This is a genomic window from Oceanobacillus aidingensis, from assembly GCF_042654105.1.
Taxonomy (GTDB): Bacteria; Bacillota; Bacilli; order Bacillales; family Amphibacillaceae; genus Oceanobacillus; species Oceanobacillus oncorhynchi.
In genome coordinates this window covers 1-520 of record NZ_JBHSFT010000021.1, presented here as the reverse complement: position 1 = coordinate 520, position 520 = coordinate 1, and the positions used below count along the sequence as shown (strand labels likewise).

The window sequence follows — 520 nt, the reverse complement described above, 5'->3', positions numbered from 1 at the left end:
GACTTTAGATACTTCTCAATCGTTTCTACTTTTCGATCAGGTAAGATATCGATGATTCTTCTATTCTCCACATCGACCACATTCAATTGAAACCTCTCTCCATCCGCATCGCCTTTAAATTCATCAATCGCAATGACTCGAGGTAACACTTTACTGGAGGTTAGCTCCTTCCGATCAAACCACCGTAAAACACGATTCACTGTTACACCAGTTACCAGTGCTGCCGTACGAAAGGAACTCACCGCTGCATGCTTCATCGCTGTGGTCTGAACACTTGCCATACACCGTTGATAACGGTGTATCATCTGAAGCCGTTCATAAAAGGTGCGATGACAGGACACACAAATGTAACGCCTTTTCCGTAATGAAATATGAACTTCTTTTGTCGTAAAAGCAGGCCCTTGAATGCTTTGCCAACGGTAACCATGAATCCGTTTGGTTCTTTCTCCACAAAACGGACATTTCTGCATGCGCGGTTTCGTGAATAACTCCGCAACGAAATGACTTTCTTCTTCTCTGA

Annotated in this window: 1 protein-coding gene; it reads right to left on the bottom strand. The window is 43.7% G+C overall.

Annotated features, from left to right (window positions below; translation table 11 throughout):
* Positions 1–520 (bottom strand): transposase family protein (locus tag ACFO3P_RS14505; RefSeq protein WP_379542468.1); only part of this gene is annotated, 520 nt, incomplete at both ends.